Below are 2,026 nucleotides of genomic sequence, written 5' to 3' on the forward strand. Positions count from 1 at the left end.
CGCAGAAAGGCCTACGTACCACTGGCCTTCGAGCCCGGCGAGGCGTTCCAGTTCGACTGGAGCTGTGAATACGCCTTCATCGGCGGCCTGCGGCGACGCCTGGAGGTCGCCCACGTCAAGCTGAACGTCAGCCGCGCCTTCTGGCTGGTCGCCTATCCCACCCAGAGTCACGAGATGCTGTTCGACGCACACGCCCGCGCATTCGCCGCGTTCGGCGGCGWGCCCCGGCGCGGCATCTACGACAACATGAAGACCGCTGTGGACAAGGTTGGCCGCGGCAAGGAGCGTGCGGTCAAYGCGCGCTTCGAGGCAATGTGCAGTCACTACCTGTTCGAGCCGGAGTTCTGCAATCGGGCAGCAGGCTGGGAGAAAGGCATCGTCGAGAAGAACGTTCAGGACCGCCGACGGCAGATCTGGCACGAAGCAGCGCTACGGCGCTGGGAGACGCTGGAAGTCCTGAACGAGTGGGTCGCGGGTCAATGCCATCAAGCCTGGCACATGCGGCACCCGCAGTGGCCAGAGCTGACGGTCGAGGACGTGCTGCAGGACGAGCGCACCCGGCTCATGCCCAATCCGCGCCCATTCGACGGCTACGTGGAGCAGACACTGCGGGTCTCGTCGACCAGCCTGATCCACTTCCAGCGCAACCGCTACAGCGTGCCCACCGAGTACACAAACCAGCTGGTGAGCGTGCGCTGCTATCCGGCGTATCTCAGCGTCGTCGCCGACGCCCAGGAGATTGCGCGCCACGAACGTAGCTTCGAGCGGCACATGACCTTCTATGACTGGCGACACTACATCACGCTGGTCGAGCGCAAACCCGGCGCGCTACGCAACGGAGCGCCGTTCATCACGATGCCGCAGCCGCTGCAGCTGTTGCAGCGGCACCTGCTGAAACACCCGGGCGGCGATCGCGTCATGACGCAGGTGCTCTCGGCAGTGCGCGAACACGGACTCGATGCCGTGCTGCTTGCGGTACAGGCTGCGCTGGATTCAGGACGCCCCAGCGGGGAGCACGTCCTGAACGTGCTGAGCCGACTGAAGGCGCCCGTCGCGAGTGCCAGTCTCGCCACGACGAAACTCCAGCTCAAGGAAGAACCCGCGGCTGACGTCAGCCGCTACGAGACGTTGCGCGCCAACCCACCGGAGGATCGTCATGTCTAACGATATTGCTGCCCAGCTCAAGGGGCTCAAACTGCATGGCATGGCGAGCACGTGGCCGGAGCTGCTCGCGCAGTCGCGCCACACTGACTTCGAACCGGAGCGCTTCATGAAGCAGCTGTTGATGGCTGAAACCGCCGAACGGCAAGTACGCTCGATCGCCTACCAGATGACCGCTGCGCGCTTCCCGGCCCACCGCGACCTGAAGGGCTTCGACTTTGCGCAGGCGCACGTCGACGAAGCGCTGKTGCGCGAGCTCAGCGATCTGTCGTTCCTCGAAAGCGCGCACAACGTCGTGTTCATCGGCGGGCCCGGCACGGGCAAGACGCACCTCGCGTCCGCGATCGGAATCGAAGCCGTACAGCGCCACGGCAAGCGTGTGCGCTACTTCTCAACCGTCGAGCTGACCAATGCCCTGGAACAGGAGAAATCGACCGGCAAGCAAGGTCAGATCGCTCACAAGCTTACGTACGTCGATCTGGTGATTCTCGATGAGCTGGGCTACCTGCCGTTCAGCCAGACCGGCGGCGCATTGCTGTTCCACCTGCTCTCAAAGCTGTACGAGCACACGAGCGTCGCGATCACGACCAATCTCAGCTTCGGTGAGTGGGCAAGCGTGTTCGGGGATGCAAAGMTGACGACAGCGCTGCTGGACCGCGTTACCCATCACTGCCACATCGTCGAAACGGGCAATGAATCGTGGCGCTTCAGGACCAGTTCTGCCAAGGCGAAGACAACGAGCAAGAGAGCAGCAAAACCAGCAGGCAACGAAGAGTTATCCACACCGCAATAGATGTACTAGGCTATCTCGGGGTGGGTCAGATTCGGATGAAAACGGTGGGTTAAGACTGCGTGAAAATCAACA

Annotated in this window: 2 protein-coding genes; both read left to right on the forward strand. The window is 62.7% G+C overall.

What is annotated here, in order from left to right; translation table 11 throughout:
* A partial coding sequence (gene istA / locus B7G54_RS37730; RefSeq protein ID WP_085043685.1) for an IS21 family transposase occupies positions 1 to 1,164 on the forward strand: 1,164 nt, incomplete at its 5' end.
* Entirely contained in the window at positions 1,157 to 1,954 is a 798-nt protein-coding gene (gene istB / locus B7G54_RS37735) for an IS21-like element helper ATPase IstB (RefSeq protein ID WP_085043686.1), read from the forward strand. The genes istA and istB, both read left to right, overlap by 8 nt.
* The last annotated feature ends 72 nt before the right edge of the window (positions 1,955 to 2,026 follow it).

The organism is Burkholderia puraquae (assembly GCF_002099195.1).
Taxonomy (GTDB): Bacteria; Pseudomonadota; Gammaproteobacteria; order Burkholderiales; family Burkholderiaceae; genus Burkholderia; species Burkholderia puraquae.